General features: G+C 61.6%; 27 protein-coding genes. All 27 read right to left on the minus strand.

Annotation, left to right across the window (positions count from 1 at the left end; genetic code table 11):
* Positions 1–10 precede the first annotated feature (10 nt).
* On the minus strand, positions 11–898 hold the full coding sequence (gene motD / locus AACW30_RS11380) for a flagellar motor protein MotD (RefSeq protein WP_106576474.1): 888 nt from the start codon (positions 896–898) through the stop codon (positions 11–13).
* A gap of 28 nt (positions 899–926) precedes the next feature.
* Entirely contained in the window at positions 927–1,667 is a 741-nt protein-coding gene (locus AACW30_RS11385; RefSeq protein ID WP_005790033.1) for a flagellar motor protein, read from the minus strand.
* Entirely contained in the window at positions 1,667–2,788 is a 1,122-nt protein-coding gene (locus AACW30_RS11390; RefSeq protein WP_119742312.1) for a protein-glutamate methylesterase/protein-glutamine glutaminase, read from the minus strand. Before AACW30_RS11390 ends, AACW30_RS11385 begins: the two co-directional genes overlap by 1 nt.
* 48 nt (positions 2,789–2,836) lie before the next feature.
* A complete protein-coding gene (locus AACW30_RS11395; RefSeq protein ID WP_200625051.1) occupies positions 2,837–5,041 on the minus strand; it encodes a chemotaxis protein CheA in 2,205 nt (734 codons plus the stop codon).
* An 11-nt stretch (positions 5,042–5,052) separates the two neighbouring features.
* Entirely contained in the window at positions 5,053–5,841 is a 789-nt protein-coding gene (locus tag AACW30_RS11400; protein WP_106576471.1) for a protein phosphatase CheZ, read from the minus strand.
* A gap of 18 nt (positions 5,842–5,859) precedes the next feature.
* Positions 5,860–6,234, minus strand: a complete 375-nt coding sequence (locus AACW30_RS11405; RefSeq protein ID WP_005790040.1) for a chemotaxis response regulator CheY — start codon at positions 6,232–6,234, stop codon at positions 5,860–5,862.
* A 168-nt stretch (positions 6,235–6,402) separates the two neighbouring features.
* Positions 6,403–7,143, minus strand: coding sequence for an RNA polymerase sigma factor FliA (gene fliA / locus AACW30_RS11410; protein ID WP_200625052.1), 741 nt, complete (start codon positions 7,141–7,143; stop codon positions 6,403–6,405).
* Positions 7,140–7,973 carry a flagellar synthesis regulator FleN gene (gene fleN, locus AACW30_RS11415; protein ID WP_003192912.1) on the minus strand — a complete coding sequence of 278 codons (834 nt, stop codon included), beginning with the start codon at positions 7,971–7,973 and terminating at the stop codon, positions 7,140–7,142. Before fleN ends, fliA begins: the two co-directional genes overlap by 4 nt.
* 106 nt (positions 7,974–8,079) lie before the next feature.
* Positions 8,080–9,396, minus strand: a complete 1,317-nt coding sequence (flhF, locus tag AACW30_RS11420; RefSeq protein WP_169367332.1) for a flagellar biosynthesis protein FlhF — start codon at positions 9,394–9,396, stop codon at positions 8,080–8,082.
* Between the two features lie 11 nt (positions 9,397–9,407).
* Positions 9,408–11,522 carry a flagellar biosynthesis protein FlhA gene (gene flhA / locus AACW30_RS11425; RefSeq protein ID WP_169368676.1) on the minus strand — a complete coding sequence of 705 codons (2,115 nt, stop codon included), beginning with the start codon at positions 11,520–11,522 and terminating at the stop codon, positions 9,408–9,410.
* Positions 11,523–11,924: 402 nt separating this feature from the next.
* A complete protein-coding gene (locus AACW30_RS11430) occupies positions 11,925–12,128 on the minus strand; it encodes a cold-shock protein (RefSeq protein WP_124418162.1) in 204 nt (67 codons plus the stop codon).
* 42 nt (positions 12,129–12,170) lie between these two features.
* On the minus strand, positions 12,171–12,371 hold the full coding sequence (locus tag AACW30_RS11435; RefSeq protein ID WP_179676950.1) for a cold shock domain-containing protein: 201 nt from the start codon (positions 12,369–12,371) through the stop codon (positions 12,171–12,173).
* A gap of 320 nt (positions 12,372–12,691) precedes the next feature.
* Positions 12,692–13,828: a flagellar biosynthesis protein FlhB gene (gene flhB, locus AACW30_RS11440; RefSeq protein ID WP_106576466.1), complete on the minus strand. Its 1,137-nt coding sequence runs from the start codon at positions 13,826–13,828 to the stop codon at positions 12,692–12,694.
* Positions 13,829–13,831: 3 nt separating this feature from the next.
* Positions 13,832–14,617, minus strand: coding sequence for a flagellar biosynthetic protein FliR (gene fliR, locus AACW30_RS11445; RefSeq protein WP_169367334.1), 786 nt, complete (start codon positions 14,615–14,617; stop codon positions 13,832–13,834).
* A gap of 4 nt (positions 14,618–14,621) precedes the next feature.
* On the minus strand, positions 14,622–14,891 hold the full coding sequence (gene fliQ, locus AACW30_RS11450) for a flagellar biosynthesis protein FliQ (RefSeq protein WP_003214552.1): 270 nt from the start codon (positions 14,889–14,891) through the stop codon (positions 14,622–14,624).
* A gap of 4 nt (positions 14,892–14,895) precedes the next feature.
* Positions 14,896–15,639, minus strand: coding sequence for a flagellar type III secretion system pore protein FliP (fliP, locus tag AACW30_RS11455; RefSeq protein WP_106576465.1), 744 nt, complete (start codon positions 15,637–15,639; stop codon positions 14,896–14,898).
* Positions 15,639–16,079, minus strand: coding sequence for a flagellar biosynthetic protein FliO (fliO, locus tag AACW30_RS11460; protein ID WP_106576464.1), 441 nt, complete (start codon positions 16,077–16,079; stop codon positions 15,639–15,641). Before fliO ends, fliP begins: the two co-directional genes overlap by 1 nt.
* 1 nt (position 16,080) lies before the next feature.
* Entirely contained in the window at positions 16,081–16,548 is a 468-nt protein-coding gene (fliN, locus tag AACW30_RS11465) for a flagellar motor switch protein FliN (RefSeq protein ID WP_057700902.1), read from the minus strand.
* 34 nt (positions 16,549–16,582) lie between these two features.
* Positions 16,583–17,551: a flagellar motor switch protein FliM gene (gene fliM / locus AACW30_RS11470; RefSeq protein ID WP_010166091.1), complete on the minus strand. Its 969-nt coding sequence runs from the start codon at positions 17,549–17,551 to the stop codon at positions 16,583–16,585.
* Positions 17,552–17,560: 9 nt separating this feature from the next.
* Positions 17,561–18,061, minus strand: coding sequence for a flagellar basal body-associated protein FliL (gene fliL / locus AACW30_RS11475; protein WP_106576463.1), 501 nt, complete (start codon positions 18,059–18,061; stop codon positions 17,561–17,563).
* A gap of 219 nt (positions 18,062–18,280) precedes the next feature.
* Complete coding sequence (locus tag AACW30_RS11480; protein WP_200625053.1) at positions 18,281–19,630, minus strand: flagellar hook-length control protein FliK; 1,350 nt, start codon at positions 19,628–19,630, stop codon at positions 18,281–18,283.
* A gap of 87 nt (positions 19,631–19,717) precedes the next feature.
* Positions 19,718–20,065, minus strand: coding sequence for an Hpt domain-containing protein (locus AACW30_RS11485; RefSeq protein ID WP_106576461.1), 348 nt, complete (start codon positions 20,063–20,065; stop codon positions 19,718–19,720).
* A gap of 30 nt (positions 20,066–20,095) precedes the next feature.
* Positions 20,096–21,814, minus strand: coding sequence for an ATP-binding SpoIIE family protein phosphatase (locus tag AACW30_RS11490; RefSeq protein WP_124418165.1), 1,719 nt, complete (start codon positions 21,812–21,814; stop codon positions 20,096–20,098).
* Positions 21,811–22,116, minus strand: a complete 306-nt coding sequence (locus AACW30_RS11495; protein ID WP_106576459.1) for an STAS domain-containing protein — start codon at positions 22,114–22,116, stop codon at positions 21,811–21,813. Before AACW30_RS11495 ends, AACW30_RS11490 begins: the two co-directional genes overlap by 4 nt.
* A gap of 185 nt (positions 22,117–22,301) precedes the next feature.
* Positions 22,302–22,751, minus strand: coding sequence for a flagellar export protein FliJ (gene fliJ / locus AACW30_RS11500; protein ID WP_119742297.1), 450 nt, complete (start codon positions 22,749–22,751; stop codon positions 22,302–22,304).
* A 3-nt stretch (positions 22,752–22,754) separates the two neighbouring features.
* On the minus strand, positions 22,755–24,113 hold the full coding sequence (gene fliI / locus AACW30_RS11505; RefSeq protein WP_106576457.1) for a flagellar protein export ATPase FliI: 1,359 nt from the start codon (positions 24,111–24,113) through the stop codon (positions 22,755–22,757).
* On the minus strand, positions 24,103–24,867 hold the full coding sequence (gene fliH, locus AACW30_RS11510; protein WP_200625054.1) for a flagellar assembly protein FliH: 765 nt from the start codon (positions 24,865–24,867) through the stop codon (positions 24,103–24,105). The genes fliI and fliH overlap by 11 nt, the downstream gene beginning before the upstream one ends.
* Positions 24,868–24,870 lie beyond the last annotated feature (3 nt).

Raw genomic sequence — 24,870 nt, forward strand, 5'->3', positions numbered from 1 at the left:
ATTGCATAAGTTATTGAGCCGGTGACGGAGAATTGACGGCGCTCTGACGAACCGACGGCTTAACGGTTGGCGGTGCAGTTTGTGTGCCAGCCCGCTTCAGTGCCGCATCCGGTGTTGCATTGGCTGTGCCAGTGCCGGTCAGGCTGCGGCGGACATCCAGGTTGCGCGACACCACCAGCACCACACGACGGTTGCGCGCGCGGCCTTCGGCAGTGGCGTTATTGGCCACCGGCTGGAATTCACCGTAGCCCACCGACGCCAGCCGGCCAGGGTTCACGCCCTGCATCGCGAGCATGCGCACGATGCTTGCGGCGCGCGCCGAGGACAGTTCCCAGTTGGTCGGGTACTGCGCGGTGGCAATTGGGAAATTGTCGGTAAAGCCTTCCACGTGGATCGGGTTTTCAAACGGTTTGAGGATCGCCGCCACCTTGTCGATGATGGTGAAGGCCTGGTCGCTCGGCATCGCATCGGCGCTGGCGAACAGCAGGCTGGAGTTCAATTCGATTTCCACCCACAACTCGTTGCCGCGCACGGTCATCTGGTTGGATTTGATCAGGTCGCCAAACGCAGCGCTGATGTCGTCGGCAATGCTTTTGAGCGGGTCACTGGTGCCACCGATGCCGGCGGCGGTTTCGTCGCTGTCGTTGACCAGCGGCTTGGCCGGGGTCACGGTCTTGGGCCGCTCTTCGCCAATGGGGATCGGCTTGAGGGCACGGTCGGCGTCGTTGAACACGCCGATCAGCGCCTGGGAAATGACTTTGTACTTGCCTTCGTTGATCGACGAGATGGAGTACATCACCACGAAAAACGCGAACAGCAAGGTAATGAAGTCGGCGTAGGACACCAGCCAGCGTTCATGGTTGACGTGCTCTTCAGGCTCGCGGCGGCGACGGCTCACAAACTCCCTCCTACACAAAGCATGCCCATCAATCCATGAAGCCCTGAAGCTTCAATTCGATGGAGCGCGGGTTCTCACCCTCGGCAATCGACAAGATGCCTTCCAACAACATTTCGCGGTAACGCGACTGGCGCATGGCAATCGACTTGAGCTTGCTCGCCACCGGCAGCAACACCAGGTTGGCACTCGCCACGCCGTAGATGGTGGCGACAAACGCCACGGCAATGCCGCTGCCCAGCTGCGACGGGTCGGCCAGGTTGCCCATCACGTGGATCAACCCCATCACCGCACCGATGATGCCGATGGTCGGCGCGTAGCCGCCCATGCTTTCAAAGACTTTGGCGGCGTTGATGTCGCGGCTTTCCTGGGTGTAGAAATCCACCTCGAGGATGCTGCGGATCGCCTCCGGTTCGGCGCCGTCCACCAGCAATTGCAGGCCTTTGCGCGCGTAGCTGTCGGGCTCGGCATCGGCCACGCCTTCCAGGCCCAGCAGGCCTTCCTTGCGCGCGGTGAGGCTCCAGTTGACCACGCGGTCGATACCGCCTGGCAGGTCGACGCGTGGCGGGAAAATGATCCACACCAGAATCTGCATGGCGCGCTTGAACGAACTCAGGGGCGACTGCAGCAACGCGGCGCCCACGGTGCCGCCAATCACGATCAGTGCCGCCGGGCCGTTGGCCAAGGCGCCAAGGTGACCGCCTTCAAGGTAGTTGCCGCCGATAATCGCGACAAACGCCATGGTGATGCCAATCAGGCTCAAGACATCCATCAGAGGCAGGCCTCCACCAGATGCTTGCCGATGTCGTCCAGGCTGTAGACGGCGTCGGCCAGGTCAGCCTTGACGATGGCCATGGGCATGCCATAAATCACGCAACTGGCTTCGTCCTGGGCCCAAATGGCGCTGCCGCCCTGCTTGAGCAGGCGTGCGCCTTCACGGCCGTCGGCGCCCATGCCGGTGAGCACCACCGCCAGAACTTTGTCGCCGTAGGACTTGGCCGCCGAGCCGAAGGTGATGTCCACGCACGGCTTGTAGTTGAGGCGCTCGTCACCCGGCAGGATTTTGATCGCGCCACGGCCATCGACCATCATCTGCTTGCCGCCCGGGGCCAGCAGCGCCAGGCCAGGACGCAGGATGTCGCCATCCTCGGCTTCCTTGACGCTGATGCGGCACAGCTTGTCCAGGCGCTCGGCGAACGCTTTGGTAAAGGCCGCGGGCATGTGCTGGATCAGCACGATCGGCGCAGGGAAGTTGGCCGGCAGTTGGGTCAATACCCGCTGCAAGGCCACCGGGCCGCCGGTAGAGGTGCCGATAGCGACAAGCTTGTAGGCTTTGCGCTTGGGCGCAGGCGAATGCGCGCTCGGTGCAGCGGCGCGCACCGGCGGCGCCGCAGGGCGTGCCACGGGCGCAGGGACCGGCCGCGCAAATGACGACGTCGGCGCAGCAGGCGCTGCCACCGGGGCCGGCGCCGGCGCACTGAACAGGCTGCGACGGTTACTGCGCGAAATGCTGTGCACCTTCTCGCACAGCATCTGCTTGACCTTCTCGGGGTTGCGCGAGATGTCTTCGAAATTCTTCGGCAGGAAGTCCACGGCACCCGCGTCCAGCGCATCCAGGGTGACCCGGGCGCCTTCGTGCGTCAGCGAGGAGAACATCAACACCGGAGTCGGGCAGCGCTGCATGATGTGCCGAACAGCCGTGATGCCATCCATCATCGGCATCTCGTAGTCCATGGTGATCACGTCCGGCTTCAACGCAATGGCTTGATCAATCGCTTCTTTGCCGTTGGTGGCCGTGCCGACCACCTGAATCGTTGGATCGGCGGAAAGAATTTCCGAGACGCGGCGGCGGAAGAAACCCGAATCGTCCACCACCAGGACCTTGACTGCCATAAACACTCCGTTAGGCGGGGCGGGCATTACCGCCCTGCCCCACCAGAATCAAATACGCCGTGCGGCGTAACGCTTGAGCATGCTCGGAACATCGAGAATCAGCGCGATCCGACCGTCACCGGTGATGGTCGCACCCGACATGCCCGGGGTTCCCTGCAGCATTTTGCCCAAAGGCTTGATGACCACTTCTTCCTGGCCAACCAGTTGATCGACAACAAAGCCGATGCGCTGGGTGCCCACGGACAAGATCACCACATGGCCTTCGCGCTGCTCTTCATGCTTGGCCGAAGCCACCAGCCAGCGCTTGAGGTAGAACAGGGGCAATGCCTTGTCGCGCACGATCACCACTTCCTGGCCGTCCACCACGTTGGTGCGCGACAGGTCGAGGTGGAAGATCTCGTTGACGTTGACCAGCGGGAAGGCGAACGCCTGGTTGCCCAGCATCACCATCAGGGTTGGCATGATCGCCAGGGTCAACGGCACCTTGATGACGATCTTCGAGCCTTGGCCCTTGGTCGAGTAGATATTGATCGAACCATTGAGCTGGCTGATCTTGGTCTTTACAACGTCCATGCCCACGCCACGGCCGGACACGTCGGAAATCTCGGTCTTGGTCGAGAAGCCCGGGGCGAAGATCAGGTTGTAGCACTCGGTGTCGGTCAGGCGGTCGGCGGCGTCCTTGTCCATCACGCCACGCTTGACCGCGATATTGCGCAGAATCGTCGGGTCCATGCCTTTGCCGTCATCGGTGATCGACAGCAGGATATGGTCGCCCTCTTGCTCGGCCGCCAGAATCACCTTGCCATTGCGGGACTTGCCCGAGGCTTCGCGCTCTTCCGGCGTTTCGACGCCGTGGTCGACGGCGTTGCGCACCAAGTGGACCAGCGGGTCGGCCAGGGCCTCGACCAGGTTTTTGTCGAGGTCGGTTTCTTCACCCACCAGTTCCAGGTTGATTTCTTTCTTGAGCTGACGAGCCAGGTCGCGAACCAGGCGTGGGAAGCGGCCGAAGACTTTCTTGATCGGCTGCATCCGCGTTTTCATCACGGCGGTCTGCAAGTCAGCGGTGACCACGTCGAGGTTCGACACGGCCTTTTGCATGGCTTCATCGCCGCTGTTCAGGCCCAGGCGCACCAGACGGTTACGCACCAGCACCAGTTCGCCGACCATGTTCATGATGTCGTCCAGGCGTGCGGTATCAACCCGTACGGTGGTTTCGGCTTCACTGGCAGGCTTCTCGGCCACTGGCGCCGCGGCAGCCCGTGCAGGCGCCGGGGCGGCTGCGGGGGCTGGAGCGGGTTTGGCGGCGGCCGGTGCGGCGGCTTTGGCTGGGGCAGGTTTCGCGGCTACCGGGGTGGCAGTCGCCGCGGCGGCCGGGGCCACTTCGGTGAACTTGCCTTTGCCGTGCAATTCATCCAGCAAGGCTTCGAATTCGTGATCGGAGATCAGCCCGTCGCCAGCCGGTGCTGCCGTGGCAGCAGGTGCGGCGGCGGTGGCCGCGACTTCCGGCAAGGCTTCGGCCGCAAAGGTGCCCTTGCCATGCAACTGGTCGAGCAACGCTTCGAATTCGTCGTCGGTAATGTCGGTGTTGGCAGACGCCGCCGGTGCCTGCGGCGCAGCGGCAGGTGCCACGGCGTCGGCGGCAAACTGGCCCTTGCCATGCAACTGGTCAAGCAGGGACTCGAACTCGGCGTCGGTAATGTCTTCGCTGGTCGGCGCCGCGGGCGCAATGGGCGCTTGCGGTGCTTCAGCTTCGGCCTTCACCGCACTGAGGGAGTTGAGCAACTGCTCGAACTCGCTGTCGGTCACATCCGGCTCAGCCTCGACAACCGGCTCAGGCGCCGCTGCCACAGGTGCCGCCGACGTGGCCGGTTCTGCCAGGCGTGCCAGGGCCGCCAGCAGTTCTGGCGTGGCCGCAGTGATCGGTGCACGTTCGCGCACTTCGCTGAACATGCCGTTGACCGCATCCAGTGCTTCGAGAATCACGTCCATCAGTTCCGAGTCGACGTGCCGCTCACCCTTGCGCAGGATGTCGAACACGTTCTCGGCGATGTGACAGCACTCCACCAGCTCATGGAGCTGGAGGAAGCCGGCGCCCCCTTTTACAGTGTGAAAACCGCGAAAAATTGCATTGAGCAGGTTCGCATCATCCGGTCGGCTTTCCAGCTCGACCAGTTGCTCGGACAGTTGCTCTAAAATTTCGCCGGCCTCTACAAGGAAATCCTGAAGGATTTCTTCATCGGCGCCGAAGCTCATGTGGGTGCTCCTTAGAAGCCTAAACTGGATAACAGGTCATCTACGTCATCCTGACCTGACATAACGTCTTCACGTTTATCGGCATGAATCTGCGGACCTTCACCCTTGGCGAGATGTTTTTGTGGATCTTTTTCCGAGAGGATCGCTTCGCGGTCATGTTCGATGCCGGCAAAACGGTCTACCTGGCCGGCCATGAGCACCAGTTTGAGCAGGTTGCTTTCCACTTCGGTGACCAATTGGGTCACGCGCTTGATCACCTGACCGGTGAGGTCCTGGTAATCCTGGGCCAGCAGAATGTCATTGAGGTTGCTGGAAACCGTGCGGTTTTCCTGCTCGCTGCGTGACAGAAAAGCGTCAACCCGACGCGCCAACTCACGAAACTCTTCAGCCCCCACTTCACGACGCATGAAGCGGCCCCAGTCAACGCTGAGCGCCTGAGCTTCGGTGGCCATGCCATTGACCAGCGGCGTGGCGTTTTCCACCAGGTCCATGGTGCGGTTGGCCGCCGCCTCAGTCAGCCTGACCACATAGGACAGGCGTTCGGTGGCATCGGTGATTTGCGAAATTTCTTCGGCCTGGGGCATGTGCGGGTCAATCTGAAAATTGACGATCGCACTGTGCAGCTCGCGTGTGAGCTTGCCCACTTCCTGGTACAGGCCGCGGTCACGGGTCTGGTTAAGCTCATGGATTAACTGCACCGCGTCGCCGAACTGGCCTTTTTCAAGGCTTTCGACCAACTGGTGAGCATGCTTTTTCAGGGTCGACTCAAAGTCGCCCTGTGACGTTTCTTTATGCTCCATAGCTCCCCCGTGGCAGCATCAATGACCGATGCGTTCGAAGATTTTTTCGATCTTCTCTTTCAAGGCCAGTGCAGTGAATGGCTTGACCACGTAGCCGTTTACCCCGGCTTGGGCGGCTTCGATGATCTGTTCACGCTTGGCTTCGGCGGTCACCATCAACACAGGCAGGCTGCGCAGTTTTTCATCGGCGCGCACGTGACGCAGCAAGTCGATACCGGTCATGCCCGGCATGTTCCAGTCGGTTACCAGAAAGTCGATGCTCCCGCTGTTGAGGATCGGAATCGCCGTAATGCCGTCATCCGCCTCGACCGTGTTGGTGAACCCAAGGTCACGCAACAGGTTTTTTATGATCCGCCGCATCGTTGAGAAGTCATCAACGATGAGGATTTTCATGTTCTTGTCCAATTCGACCTCCAAGCAGTCTTAAACGCGCCCAGCACCTGGACGCGCCATTTCAATCAACAGGCGTTACACAAAAAGGACTGCCCAGGGCACCACGGTACGAACCCGCGAAGGCATGAAGCCTTCGCGGTAGCGTCTGCAGTGTCCCCACACTGCCTGTCAGCGCGCGCGCCACTCTCCTAATCGCCCCCGCAAGCGGGCTGCGCACTGGCTGTGCAACTGGCTGACACGCGATTCGCTGACCCCCAGGACCTCACCGATTTCCTTGAGGTTCAGCTCTTCGTCGTAGTACAGCGCCAACACCAGTCGCTCACGCTCCGGCAAATTGGCAATCGCTTCCGCCAGCGCACCCTGGAAACGTTCGTCCTCCAGGTCGCGTGACGGTTCGAGATGAGCACTCGCGCCGTCCTCGTGCAGCCCTTCGTGTTCGCCGTCCTGCAACAGGTCGTCGAAACTGAACAGGCGGCTGCCCAAGGTATCGTTCAAAATCCCGTAGTAATCGTCGAGACTCAATTGGAGTTCGGCCGCAACTTCATGATCTTTAGCGTCACGACCGGTTTTTGCTTCAATTGCGCGAATTGCGTCACTGACCATGCGCGTATTGCGGTGTACCGAACGCGGCGCCCAATCCTCTTTACGCACTTCATCGAGCATCGCGCCACGGATACGGATACCCGCATACGTCTCGAAACTCGCGCCTTTGCTCGCGTCGTATTTGGTCGACACTTCGAGCAGACCGATCATGCCGGCCTGGATCAGGTCTTCGACCTGCACGCTGGCCGGCAGGCGTGCCAGCAAGTGATAGGCAATGCGCTTGACCAGGGGCGCATAGCGCTCGATCAATTCGCCCTGGCTGTCACGTGCCGACTTTTTGTAAAGGTTGTAGCCGCTGGATGTCATAGCACCGGTCCTGCGCTCGTCTGATGCACCAATCGCTCGACGAAAAACTCCAGATGCCCCCGAGGGTTGGCGGGCAACGGCCAAGTATCGACCTTCTGGGCAATAGCCTTGAACGCCAGTGCGCACTTCGAACGAGGGAACGCTTCGTAGACCGCACGCTGCTTTTGCACAGCCTTGCGTACACACTCGTCATAGGGAACTGCGCCTACATATTGTAAGGCGACATCCAGGAAGCGATCCGTGACCTTGGTCAACTTGGCGAACAGGTTGCGCCCTTCCTGCGGGCTTTGGGCCATGTTGGCCAGCACGCGGAAGCGGTTCATGCCGTAGTCACGGTTAAGCAGTTTGATCAGCGCATAGGCGTCGGTGATCGAGGTGGGTTCGTCGCAGACCACCAGCAGCACTTCCTGGGCGGCGCGCACGAAGCTGACCACGGACTCGCCGATGCCGGCGGCGGTGTCGATCACCAGCACGTCGAGGTTATCGCCGATATCGCTGAACGCCTGGATCAGGCCGGCGTGCTGCGCCGGGCTCAGGTGCACCATGCTCTGGGTGCCCGAGGCGGCCGGCACGATGCGAATGCCACCGGGGCCTTGCAGCAGCACATCGCGCAGCTCGCAGCGGCCCTCGATCACATCGGCAAGGGTGTGTTTGGGTGTCAGCCCCAGCAGAACGTCGACGTTCGCCAGGCCCAGGTCAGCATCCAGCAGCATGACGCGACGGCCAAGCTCTGCCAGGGCCAGGGACAAATTCACTGACACGTTAGTTTTCCCGACGCCACCTTTGCCGCCGGTCACCGCGATCACCTGTACGGGATGCATGCTGCCCATTTTATTTCTTTACCTTGTCTTGCTTAGACGCAGGCTACATGGCTTGGCCGCGTGAATCGCTTGCAGACCATCGATGTAGATACATTTCATGGTGTTCATCCTGGCCTTAACCGACCCGTTTGGCGGGGTTGTGGTAAAGGTCGGCGAACATATCGGCCATCGCTTCCTCGCTAGGCTCTTCTTGCATTTGCACGCTGACAGCACGGCTGACCAACTGATGACGGCGCGGCAGATGGAGATCATCCGGGATCCGCGGCCCGTCGGTCAGGTAGGCGACCGGTAATTCATGACTGATGGCCAGGCTCAGCACTTCACCCAGGCTCGCGGTTTCATCGAGCTTGGTGAGGATGCAACCGGCCAGGCCGCAACGCTTGTAGCTGTGATATGCAGCGGTAAGAACCTGTTTCTGGCTGGTGGTTGCAAGCACCAGGTAATTTTTTGACTTGATGCCGCGCCCGGCCAGGCTTTCGAGCTGCATGCGCAGCGCCGGGTCACTGGCTTGCAGGCCGGCGGTGTCGATCAGCACCACGCGCTTGCGCAGCAGCGGATCGAGGGCGTTGGCCAGCGACTGGCCCGGGTCAACGTGGGTCACCGTCACGTTGAGGATGCGGCCCAGGGTCTTGAGCTGCTCCTGGGCGCCAATGCGGTAGCTGTCCATGCTCACCAGCGCGATATTCTGCGCGCCGTACTTGAGCACATAACGCGCTGCCAGTTTCGCCAGGGTGGTGGTCTTGCCCATGCCGGCCGGGCCGACCATGGCAATCACACCGCCCTCTTCCAGGGGTTCGACTTCCGGGGTGACGATCATGCGTGCCAAGTGCGCCAGCAACATGCGCCAGGCCTGGCGTGGTTCTTCAACTTCGGCGGTCAGCGCCAGCAGGTCGCGGGACAACGGGCCAGACAGACCAATGCGTTGCAGGCGACGCCACAGGTTGGCTTGTTGCGGCTTGCTGCCTTGCAACTGGTTCCACGCCAGCGAGCCCAGCTGCACTTCGAGCAGCTCACGCAGGCCGTTGAGTTCAAAGCGCATCGAGTCGAACACGCGCTGGTCGACTGCCGCAGCCGGGGCCGGCGCTGCAGGACGTGGCGGTTCTTTGAAGGTCGGTTCAACCAGCGGCTCGGCAGCGGTCAGCGGCAGGCCGGCGAACAACTGGCGGTTGGTGCTGGCATCGCTGTCGCCACGCATGCTCAATTCAGCCTGGGCCGAGACAATCCGCGAGGCCGTCTTGCGCAGCTCGTCTTCGAGCTCCATGTTCGGCACACGCGGCGCCAGCGCCGAGGGGGTGTAATCCAGGGCAGCCGTCAGCTCGACACCGCCGGCAATACGACGGTTTCCGATAATCGCGGCATCGGCGCCCAGCTCATCACGTACCAGTTTCATGGCCTGACGCATATCGGCGGCGAAAAAACGCTTAACTTGCATAACCCACTACCTCAGCCGTTGGGCCCTACTGTCGCGACAATAGTCACTTGCTTGTTGTCAGGAATTTCCTGATAAGCCAAAACGTGCAAATTCGGCACTGCCAGACGTCCAAACCGCGACAACATCGCGCGGACAGGGCCCGCCACCAGGAGAATCACCGGGTGACCCGCCATTTCCTGGCGCTGCGCGGCTTCAATCAATGAACGCTGCAGTTTTTCCGCCATGCTTGGCTCCAGCAGAACGCCCTCTTCCTGGCCTTGTCCTGCCTTCTGAATACTATTGAGCAATATTTGTTCCAACCTTGGCTCCAAGGTGATCACAGGCAGCTCAGACTCAATCCCTACAATGCTTTGCACGATTGCACGGGACAATCCGACCCGCACCGCCGCCACCAGCGCGGCGGTATCTTGACTCTTGGCGGCGTTGTTCGCGATGGCCTCGGCGATGCTGCGAATGTCGCGCACCGGCACCTGTTCGGCGAGCAAGGCCTGCAACACCTTGAGCAATTGCGACAGCGAGAGCACGCCCGGTACCAGTTCTTCGGCCAGTTTTGGCGAGGCTTTGGCCAGCAAACCCATCAATTGCTGGACTTCCTCGTGGCCGATCAGCTCGTGGGAGTGCTTGTACAGAATCTGATTGAGGTGCGTGGCGACCACCGTGCTGGCGTCTACCACGGTGTAACCCAGCGATTGCGCCTGGCTGCGCTGGCTGACTTCGATCCACACCGCTTCCAGGCCAAAAGCCGGATCTTTGGCGGTGATGCCGTTGAGCGTGCCGAACACCTGGCCGGGGTTGATCGCCAGTTCGCGGTCGGGGTAAATCTCGGCTTCGGCGAGGATCACGCCCATCAGGGTCAGGCGGTAGGCGCTGGGCGCCAGGTCGAGGTTGTCGCGAATGTGTACGGTGGGCATCAGGAAGCCCAGGTCCTGGGACAGCTTCTTGCGCACGCCCTTGATCCGCGCCAGCAATTGGCCGCCCTGGTTGCGGTCTACCAGCGGAATCAGGCGGTAGCCGACTTCCAGGCCGATCATGTCGATCGGGGTTACGTCATCCCAGCCCAGCTCCTTGGTTTCCTGGGCGCGGGCCGGCGACGGCAGCAGGTCCTGCTGACGGGCGATTTCCTGCTGGGCCTGCACCTTGACCAGGTTTTGCTTACGCCAGAACAGGTACGCGCCGCCAGCGGCCATGGCCGCCATGCTCAGGAACGAGATATGCGGCATGCCCGGCACGATACCCATGATCGCCATGATGCCGGCGGCCACGGCCAGCGCCTTGGGCGAGGCAAACATCTGACGGCTGATCTGTTTGCCCATGTCTTCGGAGCCCGAAGCACGGGTCACCATGATCGCGGCGGCTGTGGATAACAACAGTGATGGCAATTGCGCCACTAAACCGTCACCGATGGTCAGCAAGGCGTACACCTTGCCCGCATCGCCGAAGGTCATGCCGTGCTGGAAGATACCGACGGCCATGCCGCCGATCAGGTTGATGAACAGAATCAACAGGCCGGCGATGGCGTCACCGCGCACGAATTTGCTCGCGCCGTCCATGGAACCGTAGAACTCGGCTTCCTGCGCCACTTCCAGACGACGGGCCTTGGCCTGGCCCTGATCGATCAGGCCGGCGTTGAGGTCGGCGTCGATCGCCATTTGTTTGCCGGGCATGGCGTCGAGGGTAAAGCGCGCGCTCACCTCGGAAATCCGCCCGGCACCCTTGGTCACCACCACGAAGTTGATGATCATCAGGATCGCGAACACCACGATACCGACCACGTAGTTACCGCCGATCACCACTTCACCGAACGCCTGGATCACCTTACCGGCGGCGGCATGGCCGTCCTGGCCGTGGAGCATCACCACCCGCGTGGACGCCACGTTCAGCGCCAGGCGCAGCAGGGTCGCAATCAGCAGGATGGTGGGGAATACCGCGAAATCCAGCGGCCGCAGGGCGTACACGCAGACCAGCAGCACGACGACGGACAGGGCAATGTTGAAGGTGAAAAACACGTCGAGCAGGAACGGCGGCATCGGCAACATCATCATTGCCAGCATCACCAGCAACAACAACGGCACACCCAGGTTGCCCCGCGACAGATCAGTCAGGGTGCCACGGGCCGTGTTGAGCATTTGAGAGCGATCTACCACCGGTATTCCTCGTGTTCCTTGAAGCAAAGTTTTGACGCTGAAGCGCGTCCTGAAGGCGGTATTGCAAGAAGCCTTCCAACTTTTGCTTTGAGGCTCAGATGACCGAACAAGCGACCGCGCCTACCGGGTGTCAATCGATTCAGAAATGTGGGAGCGGGCTTGCTCGCGAAGGCGGTGGTTCAGCTTGAACATTGCTGAATGACACACCGCTTTCGCGAGCAAGCCCGCTCCCACATTTGGATCTGTGTACATCTGCAGCTATCGAGGGAATTTCCGAGACGGTTTTGAGGTTGTCCCTAGGAGACTCGCTTTCTAGTCTTCGTACACCGCTCCCCCACCGTATTCTTCACCCTCGCCGACAGCATCAGCACCCAAAACCTGTGCCTAAAGGATTTCAACGTGCTCAGCCTGCGGCCCTTTCGCCCCCTGAGCGACGTCGAACTTTACTTTTTTACCTTCTTCAAGCGTCTTGAACCCTTCACTGACGATGGCCGAAAAGTGAACGAACACGTCAGACCCGCCCCCATCCTGAGTAATGAAACCAAACCCCTTCTCCGCGTTAAACCACTTCACTGTGCCTGTTGCCATTGCCGCTCTCCTTGGATCGGGTTCCATGACCCGCACGGGTCGCTAGATAATCCTGATATGCGCCGCGAAGACGCCCTTGGGCCGATGGATCCTCGCGAATTGCACCCGCAGGCCCTTTTTCAACCAAACCCCGCACGAACTCTTGAGATCCACGTGCACCGGCTCATCGCCGCCATCCAGTGCAATCAAGCCTTCCCCGGTTTTCCGGCTATAGGATTTGATCGTGCCCGTTACCGCTTCCATTACCGCTCCCTCTGCATCTCTACAACGACCTGTGTGCAGTGTGCCGCCATGGAACCGCGAGCAGGCGGCGCTGGCTACTGTCAGAGTTGACAGGTAGACGGGGGTTAACGACGAGTGGTAGCCGATGGCGCGACGAACGTATCGTGGCGAGCAGACGTTTTTGTAGCGAGCGGGTTTGCCCCGCGCGGGGCTGCGAAGCGGCCCTGAAACCGGATGCTGCGGTGGGTCCGAGGGAATGCGGTGGCTTATTGGGGCGGCTGCGCAGCCCAACGCGGGGCAAGCCCGCTCGCCACGAGAAGCCGCTCGCTAACCATTCAGAATCAGGAATCGCGGCGCAAATCCGGCGGGATCGGCAGATCCTTGAGCGGGTCAGGCCGCTTGCCCTTGCCCGCCCTGTACTGGCGGATCTGATAGACATAGGCCAACACCTGCGCCACGGCCAGGTATAAGCCCGCCGGAATTTCCTGGTCGAGGTCGGTGGAGTAGAAGATCGACCGCGCCAATTCCGGCGACTCCAGCAACAGGATGTCGTTGGCCACGGCAATTTCGCGGATTTTCAGCGCCGTAAAGTCGCTGCCCTTGGCCAACAGCATCGGCGCGCCGCCTTTCTCCGGGTCGTACTTGAGGGCCACGGCGTAGTGAGTCGGGTTGGTGATGACGACGTCGGCATCCGGCACCGCGGCCATCATCTTGCGCTGGGACATTTCGCGCTGCAGCTGGCGAATGCGCTGCTTGACCTCGGGGCGACCTTCCTGGTCCTTGTGCTCGTCGCGCACTTCCTGCTTGGTCATCAGCAGTTTCTTGTGGCTTTCCCACAGCTGGATCGGCGCATCCACGGCGGCGATGATGATCAACCCGCAGGCCATCCACAGCGCGCTCCAGCCCACCACCTGCACGCTGTGGATGATCGCCGACTCCAGCGGCTCATGGGCGATGCGCAGCAAGTCGTCGATGTCTGACGACAACACCGTCAACGCCACAAACAGAATCAGGATGAATTTGGCCAGCGCCTTGAGCAGTTCCACCAGCGCCTTGGTGGAAAACATGCGCTTGAGCCCAGGCCCGGGGTTCATGCGGCTGAACTTGGGCGCCATGCTGCCGGCGGCAAACAGCCAGCCACCGAGGGACACCGGCCCGATCAACGCCGCCAGCAACAAGGTGATGAGCACCGGCTGCACCGCCAGAATCGCAATCTTGCCCGAGTGCAGCAGGTACTGGCCCATGGCGCCGGGGCTGAGCAGCACTTCACGCGGCAGCGAGAAGTTGAGCTTCATCAACTCCATCATGTCCAGCGCCAGGCCACCGCCGTAAATCAACAGGCCACCGGAACCGGCAAGCATCACGGCGAGGGTATTGAGCTCTTTGGAGCGGGCAATCTCACCCTTTTCCCTGGAGTCCTTTTTGCGTTTCTCCGTGGGGTCTTCCGTTTTGTCCTGACCACTCTCGCTCTCGGCCATGGCTCAACGCGCCCGTGCCAGATCACGTAAGAACTGCAAGGCGTCGGTCGCCAGCGGTTGATACTGATTGAGAATGTCGGCCATGCCGATCCAGAAAATCCCCATGCCCAGCACCAGGGTCAGCGGGAAACCAATCGAGAAAATGTTCAGTTGCGGCGCCGCGCGCGTCATTACGCCGAACGCGATGTTGACCACCAACAGCGCGGTGATTGCCGGCAACACCAGCAACAGCGACGCGCCCAACACCCAGCTCAGGCGCCCCACCAGTTCCCAGAAGTGACTGACCACCAACCCCGAGCCCACCGGCAAGGTGGTGAAGCTTTCGGTCATGACCTCAAACACCACCAGGTGGCCGTTCATCGCCAGGAACAGCAAGGTCACCAGCATGGTCAGGAATTGCCCGATTACCGCCACCGACACGCCGTTGGTAGGGTCGACCATGGACGCAAAGCCCATGCCCATCTGGATCGAGATAATTTGCCCGGCGATCACAAACGCCTGGAAGAACAATGTCAGCGAAAAGCCCAGCAGCGCGCCAATCAATATCTGCTCGGCGATCAGCAGCAAGGCACTCAGGTCCAGCGCATGCACCGGCGGCATCGGCGGCAGGCCGGGCACGATCACGACGGTAATGGCAAAGGCGAAATACAGGCGGATACGCCGCGGAACCAGGGTGGTGCCGAACACCGGCATGGTCATCAGCACCGCCGTGACGCGGAACATCGGCAAGATGAAAGACGCCACCCAGGTGCTGATCTGGGTGTCGGTCAGTGCCAGCACAGATTGCATGGGGTCAGCCGATCAACTGCGGAATACTGCCGTACAGCTGCAGGATGTATTCCATGAAGGTTTGCACCAGCCACGGGCCGGCGACGATCAAGGTGATCAGCATCACCAGCAACCGCGGGAGGAAGCTCAAGGTTTGTTCGTTGATCTGCGTGGCCGCCTGGAACATCGCCACCAGCAGGCCGACCAACAGGCTCGGCACCACCAGCACGGCGACCATCATGGTGGTCAGCCACAGCGCTTCACGGAACAGGTCGACCGCTACTTCTGGGGTCATGGCGCTATACTCCGCCGAAACTGCTGGCCAGCGTGCCGATAATCAGCGCCCAGCCGTCCACCAGCACAAACAGCATGATCTTGAATGGCAACGAAATAATCAGTGGCGAGAGCATCATCATGCCCATGGCCATCAGCACGCTCGCCACCACCAGGTCGATGATCAGGAACGGGATGAAGATCATGAAGCCAATCTGGAACGCGGTCTTGAGCTCGGAAGTGACAAACGCCGGCACCAGGATGGTCAGCGGCGCCTGGTCCGGCGTGGCGATGTCGGTGCGCTTGGACAAGCGCATGAACAGCTCAAGGTCGCTGGAGCGGGTTTGCGACAGCATGAAGTCCTTGATCGGGCCCTGGGCCTTGTCGATCGCATCCTGGGCGCTGAGTTTTTCCGCCAGGTAGGGTTGCAGGGCTTGCTGGTTCACCTTGTCGAACACCGGCGCCATGATGAACAGCGTCAAAAACAAGGCCATGCCGGTGAGGATCTGGTTCGACGGCGTCTGCTGCAGGCCCAGGGCCTGACGCAAAATCGAAAAGACGATGATGATCCGCGTAAAGCTGGTCATCAGCATGACAAACGCCGGGATAAAACTCAGCGCAGTCATGATCAGCAGGATCTGCAGGCTGACCGAGTATTCCTGAGCGCCGGCGGCGTTGGTGCCCAGCGTGATTGCCGGGATCGACAACGGGTCGGCCGCAAACGCCAGTGGCGCGGCCAGCAACAGCATGAGCGTCAATAAAACGCGCATTACTTCTTATCCTTCTGATCCTTGCCCAGCAACTCCATCAGGCGCTGGGCGAATTCTGGCGTGGCGGCCTCGGTCTTGGCCACTTCCACCGGCGACTTGAGCACATGCAACGGGGTGATACGGCCAGGCGTGATGCCGAGCAGAATCTGCTCTTCGCCGACTTGCACCAGCACCAGACGATCACGCGGGCCGAGGGCGCGCGAGCCGATCATCTCGATGACCTGGCCATTGCCCGGGCCGATACGCTGCACGCGGCGCATCAACCAGGCCAGCACGAAAATCAGACCGACCACCAGCAACAGGCCCAGCACCAACTGGGTCAATTGCCCGCCGATGCCGCTGCTGACCACGGGGGCCGCAGCCGCCGCTTGGGCAACCGGCTCAGCCGCCAGGGCGCTCAATGGCAGCGCCAGAAACAGTCCCGCCATCGAATACTTCATATCAGCGCAACTTCTTGATGCGTTCGCTTGGGCTGATCACGTCCGTCAGGCGGATGCCGAACTTCTCGTTGACCACCACCACCTCGCCGTGGGCGATCAGGGTGCCGTTGACCAGCACGTCCAGCGGCTCACCGGCCAGGCGGTCGAGTTCGATCACCGAACCCTGGTTGAGCTGCAACAGGTTGCGGATGTTGATTTCGGTGCTGCCCACTTCCATGGAAATCGACACCGGAATGTCGAGGATCACATCCAGGTTCGGGCCGTCGAGGGTCACCGGGTCGTTGTTCTTCGGCACGCTGCCGAATTCTTCCATCGGCAGTCGCTTGCCGGCCGGCGCGGTGGCGGCGTCGGCGGCCAGCAGCGCGTCGATGTCGTCCTGGCCGACATCGCCGGTTTCTTCCAGCGCTGCAGCCCACTCGTCAGCCAGGGCCTGGTCTTCGGCGGAAGTGTTTTCGTGTTCGGTAGCCATTACATGTCCTCGGCGAAGCAAAAATAATTGTTGATCAGCGGCGGTTGATCGGTTCGATCACTTGCAACGCCAGGTTGCCTTTGTGCGAACCCAGCTTGACCTTGAACGATGGCACGCCGTTGGCACGCATGATGAGTTCTTCCGGCAATTCCACGGGAATCACGTCCCCCGGCTGCATGTGCAAAATATCCCGCAGACGTAGCTGGCGACGGGCCACAGTGGCGCTCAGAGGTACGTCGACGTCGAGCAGGTCTTCGCGCAGGGCCTTGACCCAACGCTCGTCCTGGTCGTCCAGGTCGGACTGGAAACCGGCGTCGAGCATTTCGCGCACCGGCTCGATCATCGAGTACGGCATGGTCACGTGCAGGTCGCCGCCGCCGCCATCGAGTTCGATGTGGAAGGTGGAGACCACAATGGCTTCGCTGGGGCCGACGATGTTGGCCATGGCCGGGTTCACTTCCGAGTTGATGTACTCGAAGTTGACTTCCATGATCGCCTGCCAGGCTTCCTTCAAGTCGATGAAGGCTTGCTCGAGCACCATGCGCACTACGCGCAATTCGGTCGGGGTGAATTCACGGCCTTCGATCTTGGCGTGACGGCCGTCGCCGCCGAAGAAGTTGTCCACCAGCTTGAACACCAGCTTGGCGTCGAGGATGAACAGCGCGGTGCCGCGCAACGGCTTGATCTTGACCAGGTTGAGGCTGGTGGGCACGTACAGCGAGTGCACGTACTCGCCAAATTTCATCACTTGCACGCCGCCCACGGCCACGTCCGCCGAACGGCGCAGCATGTTGAACATGCTGATACGGGTGTAGCGGGCGAAACGTTCGTTGATCATTTCCAGCGTCGGCATGCGTCCACGGACGATGCGATCCTGGCTGGTGAGGTCATAACTTTTGACGCTGCCGGGTTCGGCAGCCATTTCGGTCTGTACCAGACCATCGTCAACGCCATGCAACAGCGCGTCGATTTCATCCTGGGACAGCAGGTCTTGCACGGCCATGTCGTGATCCTACTGCAATACGAAGTTAGTGAAGAGCGCCTGCTCGACCACGACTTTGCCGAGCTCTTTCTGGGCCACTTCCTGCACGCTGGCAGTGACCTTCTGGCGCAGCATTTCCTGGCCGACCGGGGTCGCCAGGCTGTCGAAGCTCTGCCCGGAGAACAGCATCACCAGGTTGTTGCGGATCACCGGCATGTGCACTTTGAGCGCATCCAGGTCCGCCTGGTTACGCGCCAGCAAGGTGATGCTCACCTGCAGGTAGCGTTGACGGCCGTTCTGATTGAAGTTGGCAACAAAGGCCGGCAGCATCGGTTCGAAGATTGCCGGTTGCTTGACGTTACTGGCGGTTTCGGCGGCGGGTGCCGGCTTGCTTGCACTGCTGTGCATGATGAACCAGGTGCCGCCAATCGAGGCGCCGATGGCCAGGAGCAGGCCCAGCACGATCAGCAGGATCAGCTTGAGCTTGCCTTTGCCTGCGGGGGGAGTTGCTGCGTCGTCGCTCTTCGCCATGCCAATAATCCGTCACTATTCTGGGATTCATAGATCTACGGAAAGGCAAGAGCAAGTGTTATGCCAGAGTTGTCTGGAAACCCGGTAAGCGCGAACACCCCATATCAAATGTGGGAGCTGGCTTGCCTGCGATGGCGGTGGCTCAGCTCACATCTGTGTGACTGATACACCACCATCGCAGGCAAGTCAGCTCCCACATCGATCGGGTTTCAACAGGGGTCAGGCGTAGTAATCAACGGCGCTGGAGCCGATCACTGTCTGGGTCACTGGCGCGACCGCTGCCGCCACCTCAGCGTGATCACCGGCATCCCCGCCATCACCCCGCCCACCGCCGCCACTCACACCGCGCGCCTGGTTCTGCTGCTGTTGATCCTGGCCCTGACCCTGCCACCCACGCGACTGATCCGAGACGTTGACGTCGACCTGCCCCATGCCTTGCTGGGCAAACATCTCGCGCAGACGGCCGGACTGGCTTTCCAGTGCTTCACGCACCACGGCGTGACCGCTCATGAACGTGACTTGGGCCTGCTGGTCCGCGGTCATGTTGACCTTGATGTCCAGGCGCCCCAACTCTGCCGGCTGCAATTGAATTTCTGCCGATTTGAGGTTGGCACTGGACAGGTACATCACGCGGTTGACCACCTCCTCGGTCCAGCCGCTCTGGTGCATGGCCAGCGGCGCATTCGCAACCGGTGGCAAGGCATTCGCGGTTTTCGGCGTGGCGGCCTGGGTCAGTGCAGCGAGGCGGTTGGCGAAATCATCCACGCGGGTGTCGCTGCTGGCGTCTTTCAAATCCTTGAGGCCACCTTCGATCAGCCCGCTGAAGGCTTTGTCGCCGCCCTGGTCAGTGCTGTCCTTGGTGGCTTGCTGATCGACCATAGTCGCCAGGCCCGCAGCAAAGCTCTGCGCAGCGGTCGGCTGATCCTGCGTGGTGGTCGGTGCGGTTTTCTGCGGCGTCTGGCTACTGGCCGAGACGTGACCGCCCTGCTCCATCGCCAGGCGCACGGCAGGCATCGCGTCCAGCGGATCCGCCTCCGGGTCGAAAGCCGGCTGTTTGGCGTCATCGGTGGCTGCCACAGCGGGCGCGACGACTGGCTGGGCCTTGTCGTCCTTGGCGGCTACAGGTGCCGGCGTTTCCACCGGCACCGGCACGGGGACCGGTGTGACCGCGGCAACCACTGCCGGGTCAACCACGGGATCAACCGGAGGCTGCTGCGCCACCGCCGGGTCGGCGGTTTTGTCGTCGTCATTGCTGGCGCTGTGGTCGGATTTGGCCGGCGGCTTGGCAGGCAAGGGATTGCCGCTATCGGCAACGGCCGGCTTGCTGGCGGCAGGCTTATCGTTGCCTGCAGCCGGCCTGGATGGGGTGTCCGAGGGCTTGTCACGCGTGACTTTGGCCGGTGCATCGTCGCTCTTGAGCGTCGGTTTCGGGCTTTGGTTTGCAAACACTTGCGCGAAGCCAGGGCCCTTGCCTCGTGGGTCCGCAGCCGCTACCGAAGGGGTGGCGGCCGGCGCTTGAGGCTTGGCCGCAGCGGCAGCCTGAAGAAGCGAATTGGGGGCGACTGGCATAGGTAAGGGTCTCCACTGCACTGGGATCGGGGATGCAGTAACCAGAGGTAGAGCAAGAGTTGGGCCAGGTTTACCTCGAACCCTCAATCACAGCTGAAAACGCTGACGCTCGTGTTCGTACAAAGGCCGAACCAGCGCGAATTCCTGGTCGATTTCGTCTACCAGTTCATCCAGGTCCACGCGTGTCAGTTGCGCAGAGCCGTCTTCGAGCCGGCGGCAAAGTTCTGCCAACCGCACCGCCCCCAGGTTACCGCTGCTGCCCTTGAAGCTATGCGCGATCCGTCCAAGCGCCTTGGCATCGTCGCGAGCCTTGCGCAACGCTTCGACACGCTTCTGCGAATCGTCAAGGAAGGTATCCAGCAGTTTCGGGTACTCGCCTTCCATCACTTCCTGCAAACCCGACAACACATCGGGGTCCAGATGAATCTCAGCCACTTGTTCGCTCCTTGATCAAGAATCGGCGGATTATGCCAGAGCCCCCCAGCAAAACTCCACGCACACACTGCGCCCGCCATCGGACCAGCGTACATCGCTGCTCAACTGGCGCACCAGGCTCAAGCCGCGGCCAGACAGACGGTCGACATCCATCGGCCGCGCCAGCACCTGTTCCACGTCAAACCCCGGACCGCTGTCCTCAATGCGCAGCGTCATTTTGCCGCCCGTGGCGGTCGGCACCACCTGCACATGCACCCGCACGTAACCGCTGTTCAACTGCCCCAGCCGCTCATTGCGCTGGCGGTAATAGTCGGCGAAACCCTGGGCATCCCGCTTGAGGCGCGAATCCAACTCCAGCACACCATGCTCCAGCGCGTTGGAATACAACTCGGCCATCACACTGTAAAGCGCCCCGCTCTGCCCGCGCAGACCATGAATCTCCAGCAGCAACTGCAGCAGATACGGCAACGGGTTGTAGCTTTTGAGGGTCTGCGCACGGAATTCGAAACTCACCGACCAATCCAGTGGGCACGACTGCCCGCTGTCGGCGTAGACGGGCTCGGCCGCGCGCAACGGCTGGCCGGCCTGCAAGGTGATTTCCACCATGCTGACGTCATCGCGCGCCTGGCCGCGAAACGCCGCCAGCGCCCGCTCGATGTCTTCGAATAACCGGTCGGGCTCGCGGTTGGCCGCGAACACCTGCTGCAAGCGCTCGGCGCCGAACAGCTGGTCATTGGCGTCAGCCGTGTCGAGCACGCCGTCGGAGAGCAAAAACACCCGATCGCCCAGCGCCATGGGCCAGACCTCGGTGCCGTCATCGAACGCCTGAGCCGACAACACACCCAGTGGCAGGTGCCGCGACACCAGCGGCGTGCGCTTGCCCGTGGCGACTTCATGCACATAGCCCTCGGGCATCCCGCCGTTCCACACCTCCACCACGCGCCGCTGGGCGCTCAGGCACAGCAGCGTGGCGCAGCAGAACATGTCCACCGGCAGGATGCGTTTGAGCTTGGCGTTCATCTCGCGCAGGGTCTGCGCCAGGCCGTAGCCCTTGGCGGTCATGCCGTAGAACACTTCCGCCAGGGGCATGGCCCCCACGGCCGCAGGCAGGCCATGGCCGGTGAAGTCGCCGAGCAAAACATGCATGTCGCCGGAGGGCGTGTACGCCGCCAGCAGCAGGTCGCCATTGAACAGGGCGTAGGGCGATTGCAGGTAACGAATGTTCGGCGCCGCATTGATGCAGCCCGAATGCGCCACCTTATCGAACACCGCCTTGGCCGCGCGCTGCTCGTGCAGCAGGTAGTCGTGGTGCCTGGCGATCTGGTCACGTTGCTGCAAGACCGTGGCCTGCAGCCGGCGCAGGCGGTCCATGGCGTTGATTTTCGCCGCCAGGATCAACTGGTTGTAGGGCTTGGGCAGGAAGTCATCGCCGCCCGCGTCCAGGCACTGGGCCAGCGCCTCGCTTTCGCGCAGCGAGGTCAGGAAGATGATCGGAACCAGCGCCTCACCGGCAAGCTGCTTGATGCGCCGCGCGGCTTCAAAGCCGTCCATCACCGGCATCAACGCGTCCATCAACACCAGTTGCGGGCGCTCGCGGGTAAACAGCTCGACCGCTTGCGCGCCGTTGGTGGCGGTAAGTACTTGATGCCCCTGACGCCGAATGATGGTCGACAGCAACAGCAAGTCGGCAGCGCTGTCTTCGGCGATCAGGATGGTCAGCGGTTCCAGGACCGGGGCCAGGCTGCTCAACTGAGATCGAACAGTTTGTCAAAGTTGGAAATGGCGAGGATCTTGCGCACATCGGAGTTGCTGTTGATCACCTGAACTTCGGCATTGTCGCCACCGGCATGGTCACGCAACAGCAGCAACATGCCCAGGGCCGAGCTGTCCATGTAGGTGGTGTCTTTGAGGTCCACCACGTAGACCTCGGGCACCTTGTAGAACCGCTCGTAGGCATCACGAAAGGCCTGGTGGCTACCGAAATCGAATCGCCCTTTGACGGTAATCGTCAATTTTTTCCCATCCAGGGACACTTCTGACACGACTGACATGCGACTGCTTCCTTGTCATTGGCAATGTGCAACAAGGTTTAGCAGGTGAACGGGGTATGGGCAACACAGCAAATCAAATGTGGGAGGCTGGCTTGCCTGCGAGAGCATCACTGCGGGGTGCCTGATTCACCTGGGTGCCTGCATCGCGGGCAAGCCCGGCGCCCACAACAGGCCGGTGGTGGCCGTTAGTACTGTGATTGGCGGGGTAGTCGCTGTGACAGCTCGTCGAGCAGCTTCTGCTCGCGCTTGTCTTCAATCGCCCGTGCTTCATCGATGTAGCGCTGCACCAGTTTGCGCAAACCTTCGACCCGGGCAAACGCCGCCTGCCACGCCTCGCGGGCTTTATCGAGGTTGTTCTGGTGCCAGGCCAGGCTCTGGCGCTGTTGGCCTACGGCGGTTTCCAGCTGGTTGAGAAAGCCCTGGTAACCCATCAGCCATTGGCCGGAAACGCCCTTGCTGCCGCGCTCGATCCATTGCTGCTGGTATTCGCTGCGAAAGCGCTCCAGGTCGCCGAGTTTGCTTTCCGCCAGGCGCACCTGCCCCTGAAAGTAGCCCAGGCGTTGCGCGGCGGTTTTTTCGGCCTTCTCCGCCATGTCCACCACTGGGGCCAGGCGCGAGGAACGGGTGCTGGCCATGGCTTAACCGCCTGGCGCCGGGGCAAAGATGGAGCCCAGATGCGCTTCGCTTTCGCCCATGCTGATCTTGTCGTTGAGGCCCTGGCGCAGGTAGGTCACCAGCTGCGGTTGCAGGGCAATCGCCAGGTCGGTTTCGCGATCACCGCCGGCCACGTAGGCGCCAACGCTGATCAAGTCGCGGCTTTGCTGATAGCGCGACCACAGTTGCTTGAAGTGCTGCGCGCGGGCCATGTGCTCCGGCGTGACCACCGCCGGCATCACCCGGCTGATCGACGCTTCGATATCGATGGCCGGGTAGTGCCCTTCTTCGGCCAAACGCCGCGACAGCACGATGTGGCCGTCGAGCACGCCGCGCGCCGAGTCGGCAATCGGGTCTTGCTGGTCATCGCCTTCGGACAACACGGTGTAGAACGCCGTGATCGAACCGCCGCCGGCCTCGGCATTACCGGCGCGTTCAACCAGCTTGGGCAGCTTGGCGAACACTGACGGCGGGTAGCCTTTGGTGGCCGGCGGTTCGCCGATGGCCAGGGCGATTTCCCGCTGGGCCTGGGCGAAGCGCGTGAGCGAGTCCATCAGCAACAGGACATTCTTGCCCTTGTCGCGAAAATATTCGGCAATGCGTGTGCAGTACATGGCCGCGCGCAAACGCATCAGCGGCGCATCGTCCGCAGGCGAGGCGACGACGACGGAGCGCTTGAGGCCTTCTTCACCGAGGCTGTGCTCGATGAATTCCTTGACTTCACGGCCCCGCTCGCCGATCAGCCCGACCACGATAATGTCGGCCTCGGTAAAGCGCGTCATCATGCCGAGCAACACCGACTTACCCACGCCGGTACCGGCAAACAGGCCCAGACGCTGGCCGCGGCCGACCGTCAATAAACCGTTGATGCTGCGAATGCCCACGTCCAGCGGCACGCTGATCGGGTTGCGGTTGAGCGGGTTGATGGTCGGGCCATCCATCGGCACCCAGTCTTCGGCCTTCATGCCGCCTTTGCCGTCCAACGCGCGACCGGCGCCGTCCAGCACGCGGCCGAGCATGCTCATGCCCATCGGCAGGCGGCCGGTATCGGCCAGTGGCACCACGCGGGCGCCGGGGGCGATGCCCGCCAGGCTGCCGACCGGCATCAGGAAAATCTTGCTGCCGGAAAAGCCCATCACTTCGGCTTCGACCTGCACCGGGTGGTAGCTGTCGTCGTTGATCACCAGGCAGCGGCTGCCCATGGCGGCACGCAGGCCTTCGGCTTCAAGGGTCAGGCCGACCATGCGCAGCAGGCGCCCTTCGAGGATCGGCTGGCCGGGCAGTTCGGTGGCTTCGGTGTAGCCGCTCAGGCGCTTGGCGAAGCTGGTGCGTTCAAGGCGCATCGGCGGCGTCCAGGTCCACACTCATATCAGGCTCGGCCGGGTGCAGGGACTGTTCATGCAATTGATCGAACATTTTCGCCATGATCTGGCTGATGCGGGTTTCCACCGTGGCATCGATGCGGCTGTGCTCGGTTTCGACGCGGCAACCACCGGGCAGCAGCGCCGCGTCCTCGACAATGCGCCAGGTTTCTTCATGGCGCTCGCGCAGGGCTTTGACCTGTTCGAAATCCTGCGGGTTGATGTACAGCCGCACATTGCCGACGCCCAATGGCAGCAGCTTGAGGGCTTCGCGCATCACGCTTTCGATGTGGCTGGAATCAAGCACCAGTTCGCGCTGGATCACTTGGCGCGCGATGTGCTCGACCAGCCCGACCATGGATTTTTCCAGCTGCGAATCCTGTTCGGCGATCGGGTCGAACAGGTTGCCCATCAAGCGCTCCAGGCTGGCCAGTTTGACGCTCAGCGCCTCCTCGGCCTCTTGGCGAACCTTGAGGGTGGTGCTGCGAAAACCGTCTTTTTCACCCGCCGCGAAGCCCTCGTTGTAGGCCTCCTGGCGGATGGTTTCCAATTCTTCGAGGGTCAGTGGCTGGACTTCATCCAGCGGCACTTCTTCCATTTCGGCCGGTGTTTCAATCACCGGCTCTGGCTCAGGTTCCGGCACATGCGGATCGAAACTGGGCAACGACCAGATGTCGAACCCGCCGACATCCCGTGCGCGAATCAGATCGCTGGGCGTCTCATCTTTGTTCGACATGGG

The sequence above is a fragment of the Pseudomonas sp. MF6747 genome (assembly GCF_963890955.1).
GTDB lineage: Bacteria > Pseudomonadota > Gammaproteobacteria > Pseudomonadales > Pseudomonadaceae > Aquipseudomonas.